This is a genomic window from Vreelandella rituensis (assembly GCF_003336665.1).
Classification (GTDB): Bacteria; Pseudomonadota; Gammaproteobacteria; order Pseudomonadales; family Halomonadaceae; genus Vreelandella; species Vreelandella rituensis.
In genome coordinates, this window is the sequence record NZ_QPIJ01000039.1 from 13,695 (window position 1) to 34,945 (window position 21,251).

A 21,251-nucleotide genomic window follows, 5' to 3' on the forward strand; every position below is an offset into this window, starting at 1 on the left:
AAAGGCACCGCGAAAGTCGCAGTGCCTTTAAACATCATGGAAAAAAAAGTCGCTACCTTATGCCATCGCCGGCGCTGAATAGGAAATTGGAGCGATGGCTTTTTCCTCTTCAAAGGTAACGATTTCATAGGCATCCGGCTGAGCCAACAACTCACGGCACAACTGGTTATTCAATGCATGGCCTGATTTCACGCCGCGGAATTCGCCGATCAGACTATGCCCCAACTGGTAGAGGTCGCCGATGGCGTCCAGCACCTTGTGCTTGACAAACTCATCTTCGTAGCGCAACCCGCCTTCGTTCACGATCCGATAATCATCGATCACGATGGCATTATCCAGGCTTCCACCGAGCGCCAGGTTATTGGAGCGCAGAAATTCAAGATCGCGCATGAAACCAAAAGTGCGTGCTCGGGCCACTTCCTTGACAAAGGAGGTCGTGGAAAAATCGATCAACGCTGTCTGCTTCTGCTGGTCGAACACAGGATGATCGAAATCAATCGCAAACGACACCTTGAAGCCATGATGGGGCAGGAACGTGGCTTCCTTGTCATCCGCCTGAACCGATACTTTGCGCTTGATACGGATGAATTTCTTAGGTGCACCCTGCTCCAGGATACCCGCGGACTGAATCAGGAATACAAAAGGGCTGGCGCTGCCATCCATGATCGGTACTTCAGGGGCACTGACATCGACGTAAGCATTGTCGATGCCCAAACCCGCAAATGCCGACATCAGGTGCTCCACGGTTGCCACCTTGACCCCCTCAAGCGACAAAGCCGTGCACAATGTGGTGTCTTCGACCAGCGCGGCCCGTGCCGGCACTTCAACGACAGGGTCGAGATCGGTCCTGACGAAAACGATACCAGTATTGACCGGAGCTGGGCGCAGCGCCAAGTGCACCTTCTTTCCAGAGTGCAACCCCACTCCAGTGGCACGGATGACGTTTTGCAGGGTGCGTTGTCTGATCATGGGCGATACCCGGGTTCTAGTGACGGTGACAAAATAAACATAAAAACGGAAAACCAACTTAACGAACAGTGTTCACTTTAACAGAAAACGAGCATTTCCACAAAAGAAACGCCCGTTTGCTATTGCAATACACTGCTTGGCAAGGATCAAATTACTCAGGTCAATCCGCTTGACGGCGTAAAAACGCCGGAATGTCCAGATAGTCGTCCGCCTCACTGGCTCGCCGCTTTTCTGGGCGCGGCTTTGCCGGCTCCTTGGCCTCTGCACGTGCCGTGGCCTGCTGGCGCATGACGGTAGGCTGCTGTAGCTTGCGATAATCCGATGAATCAGCAGCGGTACGTCGAACAGGCTCACGCGCTGTTTTCTTGGTCTGCTGACCATCCAATCCAGCCGCCACGACGGTAACACGCAGTTCGTCAGACATTTCCATGTCGATGGAAGTACCCACGACAATAGTCGCTTCCTGCGAAGCAAACTCCTGCACCGTCGCACCGACATCATTGAATTCGCCAATCGACAGGTCAGGGCCGGCAGTGATATTGACCAGGATGCCTCGAGCACCGTGCAGATCGATATCTTCCAGCAATGGGCTGCGAATGGCCTTTTCTGCCGCTTCACGGGCACGATTCTCACCGGTCGCGCCACCTGTACCCATCATCGCCATGCCCATTTCCGACATGACTGTGCGAACGTCGGCAAAGTCGACGTTGATGATACCCGGGCTGGTGATCAGCTCGGCGATACCTTGTACGGCACCCAGCAACACATCATTGGCAGCACTAAAGGCGGTCAACAGTGTTGCGTTCTTGCCCAGGACCGACAATAACTTTTCGTTGGGAATAGTGATCAAGGAGTCGACATGCTCGGAGAGCTCTTTCATGCCCTCTTCTGCTGCGCGCATGCGCTTCGGCCCTTCAAACGGGAAAGGCCGGGTCACGACGGCAACCGTCAGAATACCCAACTCCTTGGCTACCTGAGCCACCACCGGCGCGCCACCGGTTCCCGTGCCACCACCCATGCCGGCAGTGATGAACACCATGTCGGCACCACTCAAGAGCTCAGCGATGCGATCCCGGTCTTCCATCGCGGCCTGGCGCCCCACATCGGGGTTTGCGCCAGCACCAAGCCCTTTGGTTATCTCGCTGCCCAACTGCAGCACAGTTTTGGCGGAAACACGCTTGAGTGCCTGAGCATCTGTATTGAAACAGATGAACTCCACGCCCTCGATATTGCTTTCCACCATGTGATTGACAGCATTACCACCACCACCGCCAACACCCACTACCTTGATGACCGCACTGCTCGAGGGTGCGTTATCTATCAATTCGAACATAAGCCCCGTCTCCTGAACCGCACTTGCGGCCCTGTCAGAAATTTCCTTTGAACCAGCCTTTGATTCTTGCCAGCGCCGTATTGCCATCCTTGGCATCGCGCCGGGAGACGTCATGACGCCCCGTTGATGCCGAGCTTACTCCCACTTGGCTTTGCCGACCATGGCTATTAGGCCCTTCTTTAAGAGCATAATGCAGTAAACCGACGCCCGTGGCATAAATCGGGTTACGAACCACATCGGCAAGCCCTTTCACATTCTGCGGTGACGCGATACGCACCGGCATGTGAAAAATTTCTTCGGCAAGCTCACTGACACCTTCCATACGCGATGTTCCGCCGGTCAATACGACACCTGCGGCCACCATATCTTCGTAACCACTACGCCTCAGTTCGTCACGAATTAAAGTAAAAAGTTCTTCATAACGCGGTTCGACCACTTCCGCCAACGCTTGACGCGATAAATCCCGCGCCGGTCGATCACCCACACTCGGCACCTTGATCATTTCATCACTAGCGGCAAGCTGTGTCAGTGCGCAGGCATACTTAACCTTTATCTCTTCAGCGTGCTGAGTCGGCGTGCGAAGCGCCATGGCAATATCATTGGTAACCTGGTCGCCCGCAATGGGAATCACCGCCGTATGGCGAATGGCACCCTCGCTGAATACCGCCATGTCAGTGGTACCGCCCCCGATATCCACCATGCAGACACCCAGTTCGCGCTCATCTTCCGTCAACACCGCCATGCTTGAGGCAAGTTGCTCCAGAATGATCGCATCCACTTCAAGCCCGCAGCGCCGTACGCATTTTTCAATGTTCTGCACGGCATTCATGGCCGCTGTCACCAGATGCACTTGTGCTTCAAGGCGCACTCCCGACATACCCAAGGGCTCGCGGATTCCACCTTGTGCATCGATAGAAAATTCCTGGGGCAAGACGTGAAGTACCCGCTGACCTTCGGAAATGGCCCGTGCACGTGCGGAATCAATGACACGTTCAATGTCCGAAGGCGTGACCTCCCGCTCTTTGATCGCCACCACGCCATCGGAGTTCATTGAACTGATATGACTACCGGCAACGCCGACATATACCGAGTGAATATCGCAGCCGGCCATTAATTCCGCTTCCTCGACCGCGCGCTGAATCGATTGAACCGTGGATTCGATATTAATCACAACGCCACGTTTCATACCACGAGAAGGATGCGAACCAATACCGGCAATTTCAATTCCTCCGTCATCAGTTCGTTGACCGACTATTGCGACGACCTTGGACGTTCCGATATCCAGCCCGACCACCATGTTGGATGCGTTGGATAAGCCTGCCATGAGTCGGGTGTTCTCCTTCTGGTTACTTCAAAATAGTAGTCTTTAGCCCCTGATGCTAACGACAACAAAACATAACAATTTATTTAACACAAGATATCCAGCTGGCGTTTTTAGCAAACGTTCTTCGCCGCTGCCTGCATTGACGAACCACCCAAGGGCAAGGCGGCCAAGAACTAGCGGGAGATAAGCGCAAAGTTATCAGTAAAATAATAAACTTGGCATACAAAATTCACCCACTTTTGGCACTTGAAGATCCATAGTATAGGAACACAGGATGCTATACGACTGGTTCCACCTACAATACTGTTCCTTCAAGACAATTAAAACCCTGCATAGAGCGTTGGCAACCACTTACTTTTAAGTGAAAGGAACCTAAGGCTCGAATTTTCGCTTCGAGCCATACTTTATAATTAGCAAATCCAAAACCCTTCAGCCACTAAATGCTTAAGGCGTTTTAACGACTTACTTTCAAATCAACGACCTTTAGGCGCAGCCTCATCCGGGGCAGCAGTAGAATCAAACTCGCTTTCTCCGTGCCAGGCGACAGCCACCCCGTTAGGATAGCGCAAGTCTATGTAGCGTATTTGGTTCGCCTGGCGATGCAGTTCACGCTCCCAGGAAGCCGACAAACGCGCCAGACGCACCTCATGTTGACGGCGTCCCAACATTACCCAAACTCGATCATCCATCTGTAGCCGCCATGCACCGCGCGGTTCAAGCCTAAGTTGCGTCAATTTCAACGCTAGAGAGTCGAATTTGGGGACAAGACGTTGATAATAACCCAGCACTTCTTTACCACTGCCCGCCGGCCCCGCCAGATCGGGCAGTTCCGCCGGCACCGGCAGGGGCGAAAATCCAAAGGGCTCACCCTTTGGGTTAAGCAGAAAGTCATCGTTCCAGCGTGCCACCGGCTGTTGTTCCACCAGCTCGAAGGCCAAGGCATCGGGCCACTCCCGCGACAACCTGACTTCTTGCAGCCAACCTATCTCAAGCGCTTGTTCGCGCAATTCGCCCAAGTCTACCGACAACCAGGTCGACCCTTGCACCAAGGGGGCAAGCTGAGTTTTCAGATAGTCCGCGCTGACATGCGTCCATTCACCGTGAATGGACACTCGCTCGATCGGGCGATCCAGCCATAGCCACAGCGCCCTGCCGCCAGCCCCTAGCAGCAGACCCAGCAATAACACGCCCCACCAGGCATTACGCCGTGTCATTGTCCGCTCTGCTTCCCGGCTGTCTCGAGTATCCGACAAACCAAGGCATCAAAGTCGATACCGGCGTAGGCGGCTGCCTGAGGCACCAGGCTGTGGTCGGTCATACCCGGAACGGTATTGACTTCCAGTAACCAGAAGCGCCCCTGAGCATCACGCATGACATCCACACGCCCCCAACCTTCTCCGCCGATAGCGGCATACGCTTCCTGGCAGAGTCTCGCAAGCGCGGCTTCATCGGCTTCATTCAACCCGCAGGGTAGGTGGTAACGGGTGGTATTGGAAACGTACTTGGCCTCGTAATCATAGAAGCCGCCAGGTACCTCGACTCGAATCGCCGGCAGCGCTTGATCACCCAGCAGAGCCACTGTGTACTCCTCTCCCTGGATGAAACGCTCGGCCATCACTCGAGCATCGAAGCGAGCCGCATCCTGATAAGCGGCTTCCAAGGCAGCCTGGCTTTTGACGATACTGATTCCCAAGGTTGAGCCTTCGTGCACCGGTTTGACGATCAAGGGCAAGCCCAGCATCTCTACCACTTGACTCCAATCCGAGTCGGGCTCCAGCATGATGCTTTCCGGAGTAGGCAGGCCAAGTGCTTGCCATACCTGCTTGGTGCGTTGCTTGTCCATTCCCAGCGCGGAAGCCAGCACACCGCTTCCGGTGTAAGGAATGTCGAGCAATTCCAGAGCGCCCTGAAGGGTGCCGTCTTCACCGCCACGGCCATGCAAGGCAATGAAAACCCGTGAAGGCGACAGGGTTTCCAGCCCTCCCAGGCCGCCTTCAACCGGGTCGTAGCCAAAGGCTGAAACCCCTGATCGACGAAGCGCTTCCAGCACTGCGGCACCACTTTTAAGCGACACCTCGCGTTCGGCGGATCGACCGCCGTAAATCACCATGACGTCGCCCAAGCCTGAATCCTGAGAAAGCGATAATTTGCTCACAGCACCACCTCCTCCATCACCAGTTTCGCTTGCGCCAAACGCTGGGCAATACCCCCTACATCCCCCGCGCCTTGAGTGATAAGAATGTCTCCCGGGCGCAAGATACGCGCCAATAACGGGGGTAATTCGTTTTTATATTCCACAAACAAGGGATCCACCTCGCCACGCTGACGAATCGAGCCTGCCAGGGTACGTCCCTCGGCTCCGGGAATCATCGCCTCTCCAGCACTGTATACATCCAGCAGTACCAAGGTATCCACGCCCGATAGCACACGCACGAAATCTTCGTAGAGATCTCGGGTCCGGCTGTAACGATGAGGCTGGTACAGCATGACCAGGCGACGCTCCGGCCAGCCGGCGCGCACCGCCTGGATAATCATGTCCACTTCACGGGGGTGGTGTCCGTAGTCGTCCACCAGCATGACCTCGCCCTCGACACCCGGCAGGGAGAAATTTCCATGCACCTGAAAGCGCCGGCCGACACCGGCAAAGCCTGCCAATCCCCGCAGGATCGCAACGTCGTTCACGCCGGCATCGGTAGCCACGACAATCGCTGCCATGGCATTCAAGGCGTTATGGCGTCCCGGCATCGCCAAATGCACATCAAGAGATGCAGCCCCCCCCGGCCGCAGGGCGGTAAATTGCACCTCGCCGCCGGCCTGGCGGAAATCGACGATGCGATAATCGGCATCCTCGTCAAAGCCATAAGTAACGAACTGACGCTTGACCTGATCACGAAGGCCGCGCACATGGGGGTCATCGATACACAGCACTGCCAGACCATAGAAAGGCAGGTTATGCAGAAACTCGATGAAGGTGCTTTTCAAGCGCTCGAAATCACCGCCGTAGGTCGCCATATGATCGGCATCGATGTTAGTGACGATCGACATCATGGGTTGCAGATGCAGAAAGGAGGCATCCGATTCATCGGCTTCCGCCACTAGGTAATCGCCCTCTCCCAAGCGCGCATTGGTCCCGGCGCTGGTCAATTTCCCACCGATCACGAAGGTCGGGTCCAACCCGCCTTCCGCCAACAAGGTGGCCGTCAGGCTAGTCGTGGTAGTTTTTCCATGAGTTCCCGCCACAGCGATACCATGGCGAAAACGCATCAGTTCGGCCAGCATTTCGGCGCGGCGCACTACCGGTACTCGGTGTTCGTTGGCCCAACGTATTTCCGGGTTGCTCTCGTCGATCGCGCTCGACACCACCACCACATCAGCACCGCTGACATGGGTTTCCGCATGCCCGATCATCACGCGAACTGCGCAGTCACGCAGGCGCTGCAATACCGCCGACTCCTTGAGGTCGCTGCCGCTGACGGCATACCCCTGGTTGGCAAGAACTTCGGCGATGCCGCACATGCCCGCCCCGCCGATACCCACGAAATGAATGCGGTGGATACGGCGCATTCCCGGCCCCTGGGGTGTGGCGGGAATCGGCCGGGAAAGGGGCTGAATCGAAGAATCGGTCACGCGGTGTCTCCTTGAAATGCTAGGGCCATGCAGCCGGCTGCCAGGCGTTGGGTGGCGTTGAGGCGAGCGGCCTGGCGTGCCTTGGCAGCCATGGCGGCCAGTATCTCTGGCTTGAGCAGCTGAGTCAGCTGCCTCTTGAGTTCGTCTTCAGAGAGTGCCGATTGCACCACGCAGACGGCGGCACCGGCATTTACCAATACCTGGGCATTGATTCGCTGATGATCATCCACGGCGTAAGGGAACGGCACCAGCAAGGAGGGCTTGGCAGCGGCAGCGAGCTCCGCCACCGTCAATGCACCGGCACGGCACACCACCAAGTCGGCCCAAGCGTAAGCTTCCGCCATATCATCGATAAAGGCGCTGACCTTCGCCGGCACAGCATATTTACGATAACTCGCCGAGGTATCCTCATCCCTGTCACGCCCGGCTTGATGCCATACCTCGGGACGCTGCTCGGTGGCAAGTGTGACCAATGCCTGTGGCAGACGTTCATTCAGCGATACCGCCCCCAGCGAGCCCCCGACCACCAGAAGGCGCAAGGGGCGTTTCTGCATCTCCTCGACCGTGCGGGGATTGTCCCCCAATGCGGCGATGTCCTCACGCACCGGGTTACCCACGACCTCTGCACGGTCACCGAATGCGTCAGGAAAAGCAGCATAGGTTTGCCGAGCCAGACGTGACAACACGCGGTTGGTTAACCCCGCCACGGCATTTTGTTCATGCACCACCAACGGCTTGCGACACAGCCAGGCAGCAAGCCCCCCGGGGCCGCTGGCGAACCCTCCCATTCCCACCACCAGCTGAGGGTCGAAGTCAGTGATCACTCGGTGTGCTTGCCACACCGCACGGCTGAGGTTGAGCGGCGCTTTGAGCCAACCACTCAGCCCCCTGCCTCTCAAGCCGCTGATAGCGACATGATGCAAGGGGAAACCTGCTTCCGGCACCAGGCGGTTTTCAATCCCTCTTGGACTTCCCAGCCACTGTACTTCAACGCCCTGGGCGCTTAATGAGCGCGCCAGAGAAAGCGCGGGAATCACATGGCCGCCGGTTCCCCCCGCCATTATCAGAATGCGTCGAGCTGATGTCGTAATCACTGTTTGCTCCTTTGAACCGATCGCGACCTGACACCGCTCCGCGACAGCCGAGGCTCATGACGCGCCTTGTAAGGAGTGGATGCACGCTTGGGTTGGCGACGAGTTTCAACATCGGCGCGCAGCAAAAGCCCCAGCATGATGCCGGTAACCAATAGACTCGAGCCGCCATAACTCATCAGCGGCAGCGTCAATCCCTTGGTAGGTAATAGGCCTGAGCTCACCGCCATGTTAATGAAAGCCTGAGCGGCAATGATAAAACCGATGCCGTAACTCATGTAGGAGGCGAACAGGTGACCGGCCATTTCCGCGCGCCGCCCGATCAACATGGCCCGGACAATCAGCAGGGCGAAAAGCAGCACCACGCTAATTGCCCCCAGCATACCCAGCTCTTCGGCCACCACAGCGAAAATGAAGTCGGTATGCGCTTCGGGTAGGTAGTGCAATTTCTGTACGCTGTTACCCAAACCGGTGCCGGTCACATGGCCACGCCCGAAGGCAATCAGCGCCTGAGTCAATTGATACCCCGTGGCGAATTGATCCGCCCAAGGGTCTAGAAAACTGGTCCAACGCGCCAAGCGATAGGGCTCATTGGCCACCAGCAGCACTGCGCCGGCAGCCAAAAAGCCACCGCTTCCCAATAGTAACGTCAAGGAAGCGCCAGCCATCATTAACATGCCTATCACGCAAGCGGCAAATACCACCATGCCCCCGAAATCCGGGGCCAGAAACAATAGCCCTATAGGTACGGCGAGCACCGCCAGAGGGCGCCACAAACTGAAGGCACGATGGCGTAGCTCATAGGCAAATCGCGACATAAACGCCGCCATGTAGATAATCACTCCCACCTTGGCAAACTCGGAGACCTGCAAACTGGGTAGTGGGCCGGGCAAGGCAATCCAACGTTTGCTGCCGTTGATCTCCTGACCGATCACCAGGACCAAGAGCAACATGGCGATACTGATGACCAGCAACAAGCTGGCATTCTGTCGCCAGACCTCAAGGGGAACACAGAGCGTGAAAAAAAGCGCCCCGATGGCCACTATCAGGAAGACTCCATGTTGCTTGCTGTAGTGATAACTGTCTTCCAACAAGCCGATGGAAGCCGAACTGACCATCACCCAGCCCAGTCCCGCTAACAATATCGCGGCCAGGATCAACCACACATCGCACGGAAGTTGGCGGGTTGAAACCGCTTGGCAAAAACGTTTCCAGCGATTCATGTCGCCTCCTGCTGGCTGGCCTGGGTCGCCAACCTGGACACCTCGCCGCGAAAGATATCGCCACGTTCCTGATAGTTGGCAAATTGATCGAGACTCGCACAGGCCGGAGACAGCAACACACAATCTCCTGGCTCGGCGACGGCATAGGCAGCTTGAATGGCCTGGTGCATCTGGTCCATTTCTCTAACATCGACACTGTCTTTCAAGGCCGCGCAGAGATGTTCTGCATCAGTCCCGAACACCAGCACCAAGCGAGCACAGCGGGCCAAGGGGCCGGCAAGCGGCGTGAAATCCGCCCCCTTGCCCACGCCTCCCGCCAGGAGAATCAACCGCCCGGAAAGAGTACCACCGATCCCTTCGATGGCTGCCAGAGTAGCGCCCACATTCGTGCCCTTGGAGTCATTGATCCAAGTGACGCCGTTGATCTCACCCACCACCTCGGTACGATGAGCAAGCCCCTTGAAGCGCCTCAACACCCCGAGCATGGCGTTGCGTTTGAACCCCAGGGCCTGACCCATCGCCAGGGAAGCCAAGGCATTGGCCTGATTATGGCGTCCCGGCATTTTCAACTCGGCTATCGGCAACCAGGGCGTGGCGCCTTGCATCAACCAAGGTTTGCCTGCCTGGTTGGCGATGCCCCATTGATCCCCCTCGGGGGTAGTCAGGGTAAAACACGCCTGTGAAACAACCGGGCGAGACGGCCAGGTATAAGCATCATCGGCATTGACCACCACATGTTGGGCACCGTTAAAAATGCGTTGCTTGGCGGCCTGATATGCCTGCATATCTCCATGACGGTCGAGATGATCTTCACTCAGGTTGAGAAAGGCCACGCTTGCCGCGCCCAGATGCGGCGTGGTTTCCAATTGAAAGCTGGAGAGTTCCAGAATATACAGCGGTGCCTCGGGCTCATCGGCGAGCAGATCGAGTGCCGGCGTGCCCAGGTTTCCGCCCACGGCAGCCTTTATGCCAGATTCCACCGCCATTTCTCCCAACAGGGTGGTCACCGTGGACTTGGCATTGGATCCGGTAATCGCCGCAATCGGAGCCTTGGCAGCGCGTACGAACAGCGCGATTTCACCCACCAGACGCGGTTCCCCGGTAACGGGATTGATTTGCTCTGCCAACACTTCCAACCCCGGTGCCATGGGGTCAATGCCGGGGCTGAGCACCACTTCTTCCACTTCGGAAAGATCCAGTTCAGAAAGCGCGCCGCAATGCACCTTCACGCCGGGATGAGCGGCATGAAATTCGTCAATGCCCGGCGGAGTGACCCGCGTATCCGCCACCATGAAAGCGACCCGGCAACGTTCGAGATGGCGACAAATCGCCCGCCCGGAAATGCCAAGCCCGACCACCAGTGTCAAACCCTTGGGTACCTTGACCATCGAAGGTTCCTTGTCGCCTTGAACGGCGCCCGACAGGCGGTTCAACGAAGCTTGAGTGTCGCCAGGCCCAACAGCACCAGCACCACGGTGATGATCCAGAAACGCACGATCACGCGAGGCTCCGGCCAGCCCTTGAGTTCATAATGGTGATGTAGCGGGGCCATGCGGAAAATGCGTCGCCCGGTGAGTTTGTAAGAGCCCACCTGCAGTATCACCGACAGCGTTTCCACAACGAAAATGCCACCCATGATGAACAGCACGATTTCCTGACGCACGATCACCGCCACGACGCCTAGCGCCGCCCCCAGCGCCAAAGCACCTACGTCACCCATGAACACCTGAGCGGGATAGGTATTGAACCAGAGAAACCCCAGCCCGGCCCCGGCGATCGTGCCACAGAATACCGCCAGTTCGCCGGCACCTGGAATAAACGGCATGTGCAGGTAGTCGGCAAAGACGCTATTACCGCTGACATAGGCGAATACCGACAACCCCATGGCCACCAGTACCGTCGGCATGATCGCCAGGCCGTCAAGGCCGTCGGTCAAGTTGACCGCATTGGAACTGCCCACGATCACGAAATAGGTCAGAACGATATAAAACAGCCCCAGGGGTAGCACGAAGTCCTTGAACAGCGGCAGGATCAGGCTGGTTTCCACCGGGCTTGCCGCTGTAAAGTACAGTAGTCCCGCAGCGCCCAACCCCACGACCGACTGCCACAGATACTTCCAGCGGGCCGGCAAGCCGCGGGGATTCTTCTCCACCACCTTGCGATAATCATCGACCCAGCCAATCGCGCCAAAGCCGAGCGTGACGCCCAGCACGATCCATACATAGTGATTGCTCAAGTCGCCCCATATCAGCGTACTGAAGGCAATCGCCAACAAGATCATGACGCCGCCCATCGTCGGCGTTCCCGCCTTGGATAGGTGCGATTGCGGACCATCGTCGCGAACGGCCTGGCCGATCTGCCCCTCGACCAGGCGCCGAATCACCCAGGGTCCTAACCACAAGCAAATCAACAAGGAGGTCAAGACCCCCAGAATGACGCGCAAAGTGAGATAATTGAATACCTGAAACGCACTTTGAAAATGCGCTAGAAAATTCGCCAAATAAAGTAACATGAACGGCGTTTACCTTGGTTTATCCGAACGTAATGCAGCAACGACAGTGTCCATTGCCGCACTACGCGATCCCTTTACCAGAAGACTGGCTCCGGGCGGCAGAGTATTAATGACATGGCGCACCAGCGCCGCATGATCGGTGAAATGTAGCCCTCCAGCGCCGAATGCCCGGCTAGCCGCCTGCGCTGCCTCACCGAAGGTCAACAAGACCTCGATTCCCAGCACGCGGGCCTGCTCACCGACCTCGATGTGCAGACGTTCAGCCTCGCTTCCCAGCTCACCCATGGCGCCGAAAGCACACCAATGCGGGCCGGGCAGGCTTGCCAGCGTTTCCAGAGCGGCTTGCATCGCGCCGGGATTGGCATTGTAACTGTCATCCAGAATGCATGCACCGTGCGGCCCTTCTACCGCACACAGCCTGCCCGGCAAGGCGCTCACCTGACTCAAGCGGGAAATCACCTGAGAGGATTCGACTCCCAAGGCCAAGGCAGCCGCCGAAGCGGCCAGTGCATTACTCACATTATGCTTGCCCAATAAAGGCAATGACACCCGACCAAGCTCGCACCCTGCCACCACCAGCGTGAAAGCATAGCGTCCCACGGCATCGCGGGAAAGCGCCCGAGCGTGAACCCGAGCACGCTCATCCAGGCCGAAACTCCATACCTGGCGAGGCGCAGCAAGCGCCGCCCAGAAGTGGTAATAGACATCATCATGATTGAGTACCGCCACTCCATTCGCCGAGAGACCTGTGAGAATCTCGCCTTTGGCCTGGGCGATATTCCCCATCCCGCCAAACTCGCCTATATGGGCGCCGGTAACATTGGTGATAACCGCCACCTGCGGCTTGGCCATGGCAGCCGTCCAGGCGATCTCACCCAAATGATTGGCGCCCAGCTCAACCACCGCCGATTGATGACACTCATCAAGCTCCAGCAGGGTCAGTGGCGCACCGATAGCGTTGTTGAGATTACCCTGGGTGGCCAGGGTCGTTTCGCGACCGCCCAGCAGTACCGCAAGAATTTCCTTGACCGTGGTCTTGCCGCTATTGCCGGTCACCGCCACCAGCGAATTGCCCCAGCACTCGCGCCGGTAACGTCCCAATAGCCCCAGCGCCAGCTGTGTATCGCTACACTGAATTTGCGGCAATACGTCTGTGACCGGCCTTGCCACCAGGGCGGCGGCAGCACCCTGTTCGCGCGCTTGAGCAATAAAATCATGAGCATCGAATCGCTCGCCTTTCAGCGCCACGAACAAGCACCCAGGAATCACCCGGCGGGTGTCGGTGACGATAGCGGTAAATGCCAGATCCTCCGCTGGCGGTGGTATAGCCAGCGCTTGAGCCACCTCTGCAAGCGTCCACGACCTCATGACGCACGCCGCCGAGCCAATGCCTGTTGCACTTGCTCGTCATCGGAATAGGGGTGACGAACGCCATCGACTTCCTGATAGGTTTCGTGGCCTTTGCCAGCAATCAACACAACGTCTTCGGGTGCCGCCAAAGCCAGCACCTTAGCAATTGCCTCGCGGCGACCGGCAATGGACAGCACGCCTTCACGCCCGGCGGCTGTGAACCCAGCCAGGATCTGCTCGCGAATCTGTACAGCGGATTCGCCACGCGGGTTATCGTCGGTTACCACTACCTTGTCGGCATGCTGCTCGGCAACACGGGCCATTTCCACACGCTTGCCCGTGTCACGCTCACCGCCGCAGCCGAAGACACACCACAAGGCACCCTGGTCACCCAGATGGGCACGCAGCGCCTGCAAGGCATTGTCCAGCGCATCCGGCGTGTGGGCATAATCGATTACCACACTAGGAGAGCCTGATTGACGCATCAACTGCATTCGCCCAGGCACCGGCAACAGTTTCTCGGCAGCGGCAAACAGTGCGGACAAGGGTTCCCCCAGGCCATAAAGCGTCACAATCGCCAGCAGGACGTTATCCAGGTTGAAGCGCCCCATCAAGGCCAGCGACAACACCATTTCGCCTTCCGGGGTGGCCACTATCGCCTGCTGACCCAGCGCATGCGGCTGCCAGTCCAACACCCTTAGCGTGACGGCCTCGTCCTGCCCGACGGCAAGCACTCTGACGTCCTTAGAGCAACCGGCCAGCATCAATCTCGCCAGAGGATCATCGGCATTGACCACCGCCAGCGTCAGTTCGACGCGGCGAAACAACTTGGCTTTGGCGGCGGCATAGGCGGCCATGCTGCCATGATAATCAAGATGATCACGGCTCAGGTTGGTGAAGACGCCGACTTTCACCTTCACTGCATCGAGCCGCTGCTGATCGAGCGCATGAGAGGACGCCTCAAGCGCGATGCGTGTTACGCCCTGCTCGGCAAGCTCCGCCAGCCTGGCCTGCAACGCCAAGGGGCCGGGGGTGGTTAATCCGCTGTCTACCAGAGCGCCCGGACGCCCCACACCCAAGGTGCCGACTACTGCTGCTGAGGTACCCAACTGCTCGCTGAGAGCGGCGATATAATGCGTGACCGAACTTTTCCCGTTGGTTCCCGTGATGGCCATGACATCCAGTGAGTCAGCCACCTTGTATAGCACCCGTCCCAGCTCCCCTAGACGCATGCCGAGATGGGGCAACTGAATGACGCATCCATCCACCTTGACCTCGCCACTTTTCACATGCGCCAGCACCAATGCCGCTCCCGCCGCCAGGGCGGCCTCGATATACTCACGACCGTCATATTGAGTACCGGCCACGGCAACGAACACATCGCCTTGGCTAACGCAGCGCGAATCCATCACTAGGCGCACCCTGTCAGGTAGCGACGGAAGAGCCGAAGGAAAGGTGGCGGTAGGCCATAGGTGACGTAAAGTGGTCAAGAGGTCATTAGGGGATGGCAGCATAAGTTCTCCTGAAGCGATATTAACGCGTCTGTTGGTCCGGCGGCACATCCAGCAAGCGAAGCGCATTGCCGGTCACACTGGAAAACACCGGTGCCGCCACTGCGCCTCCATAGAATTCCCCTGCCTTGGGGTTGTCGATCATCACCACGGTCACGATGCGTGGGTCGGATATCGGTGCGATACCCACAAAAACACTGCGGTATGCATTTTCTGCGTAACCTTGACTGTTATTCTTGCGAACGGTGCCGGTCTTGCCTCCCACCCGATACCCATCGACCCGTGCCCGACGCCCCCCTGAAGAAGCTCCCACGGAGGTTTCCATGACTTGCAGGAGATCGTTGGCAATCGCCGGCTCAATTGCCGGTATCCCGGCAGGCGCTTGGGACAGGCGCAACAGAGAGGGCGGCAAACGCTCTCCACCATTGGCTATCGCCGTGTAAGCACTGGCCAGTTGTAAAGCGGACACCGACAAGCCGTAACCATAGGAAAGAGCGGCACGTTCGCTGCGCGACCAGCGCACCGGTGCCGGCAGGCTTCCGGTGGCTTCACCCGGAAAGCCGGTACCGGGGCTTTGTCCAAGACCCAGTTGATTGTACTTGTCCCAGATAGTGGTATCGGATAATTCCAAGGCCAGACGTGACATGCCAATATTGGAGGACTTTTCCAGAATGCCCGCCAAGTCCAGCTCCCCGTAATCACGGATATCATGGATGGTGAACCGATCGATACGCATCCATCCAGGTGAGGTATCCACCACCACGTCGCGATCGAAGACGTCACTTTCCAGAATCGCCGCCATAGCCAGAGGTTTGACCACCGAACCCGGCTCGAATACATCGACAATGGCTTGGTTACGCAACCCACGCGGGTCGAGCCCTGCGCGATTGTTGGGATTGTAGGAAGGCAGGTTGGCCATCGCCAGCACTTCACCGGTACGGGCATCCATCATCACCAGCATACCGCCGTCGGCTTCATGCTCCGCCACCGCCAAGCGCAGTTCACGGTAGGCCATGTACTGCAACCGCTGATCGATGGAAAGCGTCAGCTCTCCACCCGGCTGCGCCTCTTCAACGACGCCCAGCTCGCGTACCAGGCGGCCACGGCGGTCCTTGATGATACGCCGCTGTCCCACATGACCCGCCAGGTAAGGCTGATACGCAAGCTCCAGCCCTTCCTGACCTAAATCATCGACATTGGTCACCCCCAGCAACTGCGCCGCCACCTCGCCAGCCGGGTAATAGCGTTTGTACTCATGCTGAGGATAGACCCCGGGCGTGCGCAGATTAAGCACCCGCTGGGCATCATCAGGGGTCATTTGCCGGCGCAAGTACATGAATTCATGCTCGCTATAGCGTGCCAATCGAGCATCAAAATCCTCGAGTGATATACCCAGCGCCTGAGCCAGCATCATGCGCTGGATAGCATCCTCGGGTATTTCCTGAGGATTGGCCCAGAGCGTTATCACCGGCGTGGAAATAGCCAACGGCTCACCGTTACGGTCGGTGATCATACCGCGATGCGCGGGAATATCTTCATGGCGCAGGGTGCGAGCATCTCCCTGGCTTTGCAGAAAGGGCCGGTCCACCACTTGCAGCAACACGACACGTCCCATCAATAACGCCGCCGCCACAAGAATGAGCCCCAGCATCAGGGTGATCCGCCACTTGCCCAGCGGTGGCGCTACCGGCGACTCTCGGGGAGTAGCGCTGTGTCGCGACATATTCATGGGCTGATGACCTCGACATCATGGACATCGGGAATACGCATGCCCAGCCGCTGCGTGGCAATCTGCTCGATGCGTGCCGGAGTCGACCAAGCCCCCTCTTCCAGCAGCAACTGGCCCCATTCGGTCTGCAACTGATTTTTTTCCTGCTCCAGTTGCTGCAATTGACCAAATTGGGTACGCGTCATATGGCTGGTAGTCACAACCGCCAGGGCCGACACCATACAGCCGGCGAACAATCCAGCGATGATCAACGACCATAGACCGAGCCTCAGCCTGAAAGGCCACTCGTTACGCAGGGAAGCAAGAAGACGTCCGGGCTGGAAAAGTATCATCATGACCGCTTACGCCAGTTTTCGTGCCGCTCGCATGACGGCACTACGCGCACGTGGGTTGGCATCAATTTCACTCGGCCCGGGTCGCTGACCCTTGCCCAGACCCACCAGGCGGCGATTGAGCTGATCATCGCGAAGCGGAACGCCACGCGGCACGTCAGTGTCACCACGAACGTGCCTGCGAATGAAACGCTTTACCCGACGGTCTTCCAGGGAATGAAAGCTGATCACAACGAGGTGCCCGCCTGGGGCCAGCGCCTCAAGGGCGGCCTCAAGGGCGGCGTCGAGCTGTTCAAGCTCTTGATTGAGATAAATGCGCAGGGCCTGGAAAGCCCGCGTGGCGGGATGCTTACCCTTTTCCCACGCCGGGTGAGCGGCTTTCAACACCTCCGCCAGATCGACGGTACGCTCAAAGGGCTTTTCGCTACGGCGCTCCACTACCGCGCGCGCCAAACGTTTGGCAAAGCGTTCTTCACCGTAGGTCTTGAATACCTGAGCGATTTCCGATTCCTTGGCATGTACCAGGAAATCAGCGGCACTCTGCCCATGAGAGGGATCCATACGCATATCGAGCGGGCCATCGCGCATGAAACTGAAACCACGCTCGGGATCATCCAGCTGGGGGGACGACACACCAACATCCAGCAGCACGCCGGCTAGCTTGCCATGCACGCCCTGCTCCCTGGCGAATTCACCCAACCGGGCAAAATCACGTTGGGTGATGGAAAAACGCGGATCATCGAGGTGACGTGCTTCCTCGATTGCCTGGGGATCGCGATCCATGGCCAACAGGCGGCCGGAAGCGCCCAAGCGCGCCAGAACCGCACGCGAATGGCCGCCACGACCGAAAGTACCATCCAGGTAGACACCCTCGGGATCGTTAACCAGTGCCTCCACGGCCCCGTCCAGCAATACACTGGCATGGCGAAAGCCGGAAACGACCTGTTCAGCGTCAGGTGAAGGCATCTACATCTCACACGGTTGAATGGGTGCACAAGCGTGCAGCCCTGATAAGAGGGGGAGTCGGCCGATAAGCCGGGTTCTGTCGTGGACAGTCATTCCTCTAGGCATTGCGTCACCACAATGCTCAAGCAACCTACCCGAACCCAGCGCGGGCCACGCCAACGGGTTCCTATTTGGTCTTGCTCCGAGTGGGGTTTACCATGCCACGCACTGTTGCCAGGCGCGCGGTGCGCTCTTACCGCACCCTTTCACCCTTACCGGCCTCGAAAGGCTTAGGCGGTCTACTCTCTGCTGCACTTTCCGTCGGCTCACGCCGCCCAGGGGTTACCTGGCACTCTGCCCTATGGAGCCCGGACTTTCCTCCCCTGAGGTTTTGACACCTCAGCGGCGACTGTCTGGCCAACTCCGGCGGCAAGCATACCAGCGCCTTGGCTTACCCTCAATCCCCGCTTTTGATTGCTTGCAGGCGCGCATACCAGACTTGCTTGCGCCCCCCCATCAAACGAGCCGCCACCGATGCCGCCTGTTTGACGCCAACGCCTTCGGCAAGCAAGGCATCGAGTAACGTCTGGGCCTTTATTTCCTGGAATTCCAAATCCATCTCAGCCTTGTTGCCCTCGACCATTACCACGAATTCACCGCGCGCCTGATTGGGATCTTCCTCCAGCATCGCCAGTAATTCACTCGCCGTGCCTTGCAGGAAAGTTTCAAACGTCTTGGTGAGTTCTCGCGCCAGCACGATCCGTCGCTTATCGAACTGTTCATGCAGGGCTTCCAACGTCGCCTGGATACGATGCGGCGACTCATAGAACACCAATGTTTCTGCTCGAGTTTTCCACTCGACCAACTGCTGACGACGCGCACCTTGCTTGGCAGGAAGAAAGCCACAAAATACGAAGCGGTCGGTAGGCAATCCCGCCCCGGAAAGCGCCGTGACCAAGGCACAAGCGCCCGGAAGGGGCACGACATGACGGTTGCGCGCTCGCAATTCACGCACCAGCACGAACCCTGGGTCGCTGATCAAGGGGGTGCCCGCATCACTGATCAGGGCGATATTTTCACCGGCTTCCAAGTAAGCATCCAATGTTTCCACACGCTGGGCCTCGTTATGCTCATGCAGCGACAGCATGGAGACTTTTACACCCAGATGTGACAATAACCGTGCGCTGTGGCGCGTATCTTCCGCTGCCACTCGATCCACTTCCCCCAAAATGCGTGCGGCACGTGGTGTCATGTCCTCTAGATTCCCAATTGGCGTGGCAACCACGTACAATGTGCCGGCCTTCCTGTGTGTCATCATGACTCCTGATTTGTGGATGGCTTGTCCTCACGGTGCGCTATGCTTGTCCAATAGCCCACTACCAGGTGACTTACCAACGAAAGCGTAAACGGGAATTGAGGAAGGATACATGAAACATTCATTGCGTGGCCTGCTGGCCACCACGCTAATAACTTTGCTGGTCGCCGGTTGCACCCTACAACCTCCCTCCCCCGTAGAGCGCCTTCCCGAAGGCGATCCCAACCTGCTGCTGGAACAAGCCGCTCAACAAGCCCCCGAACAAGCAGCCACAACTCGCCTGGAAGCAGCCGATATTCTCGCTCGCCAAGGCCGGCGGGAGCAGGCCTTCGAGATTGCCGGCGACATCGAGGAAGCCAACCTAAACCAGCAAGCACGCGTGCGCTGGGCGCTGCTGTTTTCGGAATTGGCCAGAGGCGAAGACGACGCCAGAGCCGTTCTTAGAGCCACGCAAGTGCTGGACGATGAATTGCCCATGAGTGCCACCCAGCAACGCACCCTGACTGAACGTAGGGACTGGGCCAGAGAAACATTGGATCAACCAGACCCCGATCTCTTGGCATTGCCCGAACTGGAAGGCCAGGAAATACGCCATATTGCGGTTTTTCTACCCGAGACAGGACCGCTTTCCAACGTGGCCGACACGATCACCATGGCCATGCAACGCCATCAGCAACTGAGCGACACCTCGGTACAGTTAAGCTTCATGGATACCTCAGGGGAAAGTCTGGATGCGCTTTATGACCGCGCGCGTCAGATGGGTGCCCAGTTAGTGGTCGGCCCGCTCGACAAGGAAAAAGTCAGCCAGCTCGAGCAACGTGACAGCGTCCCGTTACCTACATTGGCATTGAACTATGGCAACGGCGAGCGCAACCAGGCACGCCGTTTATTCCAATACGGCCTTTCTGCTGAAGACGAAGCCCGTCAAGCCGCTGAGCGCGCCTGGCAGGACGGACATCGCCAGGCTGCTGTCATGGTGCCCGACAATGAGTGGGGGCGTCGTGTCGGCGAAGCCTTCTGGAATCAGTGGCAAAGCCAAGGCGGCGACATCACCAATGCAGTACGCTACCAGCCCGAGAATGCCGTGTCCGCTGCGGTCCGCACCGCTCTGAATGTCAGCGGCGAACGCGCGCGCCTGGGCAATATCGATACTCTGTTTTTGCTCGCCCTGCCCGAGTATGCCCGCCAGGTACCGCCTACGCTGGACTATTATTACGCTCAGAACCTGCCGATTTACGCGACATCTCATCTGTATGAAGGCCGCCTGCAGCCACGGCTGGACAAAGACCTGGATGACGTGATGTTCATGGATATTCCCTGGCAGATTCCGGACGCCGCCGTGGGTGGTGAGGAAGCCTTACCATTTTATAACACCTATCAGAGTCTGCAAGACGAATCCGATGCCTCCATGTTCCGCTTGATGGCAATGGGGGTGGACGCCCTGGAAATCGCCCTGGGACTTGCCACTCCCGCCATATTGGAAAACGGCTTGCAAGGCAGCACCGGCACCTTGCGCCTCACTGCTGACGGGCGCATTCGTCGGGAGTTACCTTGGGCCAAATTCCAGAATGGCGTCCCCCGCCCCATTCTGATTCCCGGCCTGAACTGAAGCATGCCGACCGACCCACAAACCGATTCACGAACGGCCCGCGCTCGGGGCGCGGCCATCGAACGCATCGCCGCTCAGTGGCTGGGCCGGCAAAGCTTGGTCTTGCTGGCCAGCAATCACCGCGGCGAGCTTGACCTGGTGATGCGTGACGGCGAGACCCTGGTGTTTGTCGAAGTCAAACATCGCGTCAATAGCCGCTACGGCCATCCACTAGAAACCGTCACTCCGCGAAAGCAACAACGCCTGGTGCGTGCGGCGCGTTTTTATCTGGCGCGCAACAAGCTATCATGTGGTTGCCGCTTCGATGTACTGGCCGTCACCGGCACGCTCCCCGACCTGTCTTTTACTTGGGTCAAGGCAGCCTTCGATGCGTTTTGACCC

The 21,251-nt window shown here is 57.9% G+C and carries 18 protein-coding genes and 1 other RNA gene; 2 read left to right on the forward strand and 17 right to left on the reverse strand.

Features of this window, described 5'->3' with window-relative positions:
* Window positions 1-57: 57 nt before the first annotated feature.
* The 17 genes from lpxC to rsmI all read right to left on the reverse strand — a co-directional run bounded on the left by lpxC (window position 58) and on the right by rsmI (window position 19,261).
* Window positions 58-969, reverse strand: coding sequence for a UDP-3-O-acyl-N-acetylglucosamine deacetylase (lpxC, locus tag DU506_RS14645; RefSeq protein ID WP_114487650.1), 912 nt, complete (start codon window positions 967-969; stop codon window positions 58-60).
* A gap of 160 nt (window positions 970-1,129) precedes the next feature.
* The gene (gene ftsZ / locus DU506_RS14650) at window positions 1,130-2,302 is read right to left on the reverse strand and encodes a cell division protein FtsZ (protein ID WP_114487651.1); all 1,173 of its coding nucleotides are present in this window, start codon (window positions 2,300-2,302) and stop codon (window positions 1,130-1,132) included.
* A gap of 34 nt (window positions 2,303-2,336) precedes the next feature.
* Window positions 2,337-3,626, reverse strand: a complete 1,290-nt coding sequence (gene ftsA / locus DU506_RS14655) for a cell division protein FtsA (protein ID WP_114487652.1) — start codon at window positions 3,624-3,626, stop codon at window positions 2,337-2,339.
* Between the two features lie 473 nt (window positions 3,627-4,099).
* Window positions 4,100-4,840, reverse strand: coding sequence for a cell division protein FtsQ/DivIB (locus DU506_RS14660; RefSeq protein ID WP_114487653.1), 741 nt, complete (start codon window positions 4,838-4,840; stop codon window positions 4,100-4,102).
* A complete protein-coding gene (locus DU506_RS14665) occupies window positions 4,837-5,736 on the reverse strand; it encodes a D-alanine--D-alanine ligase (protein WP_114487676.1) in 900 nt (299 codons plus the stop codon). The genes DU506_RS14660 and DU506_RS14665 overlap by 4 nt, the downstream gene beginning before the upstream one ends.
* A 41-nt stretch (window positions 5,737-5,777) precedes the next feature.
* Entirely contained in the window at window positions 5,778-7,190 is a 1,413-nt protein-coding gene (murC, locus tag DU506_RS14670) for a UDP-N-acetylmuramate--L-alanine ligase (protein ID WP_114487677.1), read from the reverse strand.
* 59 nt (window positions 7,191-7,249) lie between these two features.
* A complete protein-coding gene (gene murG, locus DU506_RS14675; protein WP_114487654.1) occupies window positions 7,250-8,347 on the reverse strand; it encodes an undecaprenyldiphospho-muramoylpentapeptide beta-N-acetylglucosaminyltransferase in 1,098 nt (365 codons plus the stop codon).
* Window positions 8,344-9,567, reverse strand: a complete 1,224-nt coding sequence (gene ftsW, locus DU506_RS14680; protein WP_114487655.1) for a putative lipid II flippase FtsW — start codon at window positions 9,565-9,567, stop codon at window positions 8,344-8,346. Before ftsW ends, murG begins: the two co-directional genes overlap by 4 nt.
* On the reverse strand, window positions 9,564-10,955 hold the full coding sequence (murD, locus tag DU506_RS14685; RefSeq protein ID WP_114487656.1) for a UDP-N-acetylmuramoyl-L-alanine--D-glutamate ligase: 1,392 nt from the start codon (window positions 10,953-10,955) through the stop codon (window positions 9,564-9,566). The genes ftsW and murD overlap by 4 nt, the downstream gene beginning before the upstream one ends.
* A 41-nt stretch (window positions 10,956-10,996) precedes the next feature.
* Entirely contained in the window at window positions 10,997-12,079 is a 1,083-nt protein-coding gene (gene mraY / locus DU506_RS14690) for a phospho-N-acetylmuramoyl-pentapeptide-transferase (RefSeq protein WP_114487657.1), read from the reverse strand.
* A gap of 9 nt (window positions 12,080-12,088) precedes the next feature.
* Window positions 12,089-13,447, reverse strand: coding sequence for a UDP-N-acetylmuramoyl-tripeptide--D-alanyl-D-alanine ligase (locus DU506_RS14695; RefSeq protein ID WP_114487658.1), 1,359 nt, complete (start codon window positions 13,445-13,447; stop codon window positions 12,089-12,091).
* Window positions 13,444-14,943 carry a UDP-N-acetylmuramoyl-L-alanyl-D-glutamate--2,6-diaminopimelate ligase gene (locus DU506_RS14700; protein ID WP_114487659.1) on the reverse strand — a complete coding sequence of 500 codons (1,500 nt, stop codon included), beginning with the start codon at window positions 14,941-14,943 and terminating at the stop codon, window positions 13,444-13,446. Before DU506_RS14700 ends, DU506_RS14695 begins: the two co-directional genes overlap by 4 nt.
* A gap of 19 nt (window positions 14,944-14,962) precedes the next feature.
* A complete protein-coding gene (locus DU506_RS14705) occupies window positions 14,963-16,669 on the reverse strand; it encodes a peptidoglycan D,D-transpeptidase FtsI family protein (RefSeq protein ID WP_415843610.1) in 1,707 nt (568 codons plus the stop codon).
* Complete coding sequence (ftsL, locus tag DU506_RS14710; RefSeq protein ID WP_114487678.1) at window positions 16,666-17,001, reverse strand: cell division protein FtsL; 336 nt, start codon at window positions 16,999-17,001, stop codon at window positions 16,666-16,668. Before ftsL ends, DU506_RS14705 begins: the two co-directional genes overlap by 4 nt.
* A gap of 9 nt (window positions 17,002-17,010) precedes the next feature.
* Entirely contained in the window at window positions 17,011-17,967 is a 957-nt protein-coding gene (gene rsmH / locus DU506_RS14715; protein ID WP_114487661.1) for a 16S rRNA (cytosine(1402)-N(4))-methyltransferase RsmH, read from the reverse strand.
* Window positions 17,968-18,016: 49 nt separating this feature from the next.
* Window positions 18,017-18,371, reverse strand: an RNA gene (gene rnpB, locus DU506_RS14720) — RNase P RNA component class A.
* Between the two features lie 32 nt (window positions 18,372-18,403).
* Complete coding sequence (rsmI, locus tag DU506_RS14725) at window positions 18,404-19,261, reverse strand: 16S rRNA (cytidine(1402)-2'-O)-methyltransferase (protein ID WP_114487662.1); 858 nt, start codon at window positions 19,259-19,261, stop codon at window positions 18,404-18,406.
* Between the two features lie 112 nt (window positions 19,262-19,373).
* On the opposite strand from rsmI, the gene DU506_RS14730 reads away from it, so the two are divergent.
* Entirely contained in the window at window positions 19,374-20,870 is a 1,497-nt protein-coding gene (locus tag DU506_RS14730; protein WP_114487663.1) for a penicillin-binding protein activator, read from the forward strand.
* 3 nt (window positions 20,871-20,873) lie between these two features.
* Window positions 20,874-21,248, forward strand: coding sequence for a YraN family protein (locus DU506_RS14735; protein WP_114487664.1), 375 nt, complete (start codon window positions 20,874-20,876; stop codon window positions 21,246-21,248).
* Window positions 21,249-21,251 lie beyond the last annotated feature (3 nt).